This window comes from Gilvimarinus gilvus, from assembly GCF_030518155.1.
In the GTDB taxonomy this organism is placed as follows: Bacteria; Pseudomonadota; Gammaproteobacteria; order Pseudomonadales; family Cellvibrionaceae; genus Gilvimarinus; species Gilvimarinus gilvus.
This window is the reverse complement of record NZ_JAULRU010000627.1, coordinates 1-333: the sequence shown is the minus strand read 5'-3', so window position 1 is coordinate 333 and position 333 is coordinate 1. Positions and strand designations below refer to the sequence as shown.

Annotated in this window: 1 protein-coding gene; it reads right to left on the bottom strand. The window is 61.9% G+C overall.

Annotation, left to right across the window (positions count from 1 at the left end):
- Positions 1–235: hypothetical protein (locus tag QWI17_RS16535; protein WP_302723632.1), on the bottom strand; the 235-nt coding region annotated here is incomplete at its 3' end.
- Positions 236–333: the final 98 nt, after the last annotated feature.

The window sequence follows — 333 nt, the reverse complement described above, 5'->3', positions numbered from 1 at the left end:
CGCTGTGAACCCAGCCACGCCAGAGCGTGCCCCGCTGTGAACCCAGCCACGCCATTTGCTTGTATTCGTCTTTGCTGAGCAACTTGGACACCCCCAACCACTGCACCAGGTGGTAGTGCGCGATCGTTCGCGGGTAGCGCTGAATCCCCTCGTGCAACAGTTTTGGCAGGTAACACACAGAACCATCGCGGCGCTCGTATGCGTAATAGCGGTGGCGGGCGGCACGCGTGGTCATGGCGTTTCCCTCAGTGCGCCCAAAGGGCACGATCGATGCAGCGTTCAAGGCGCTGGGCCAACCAAAGGCTGAAAGGAAGGGCGATGGGGGCGGCGATG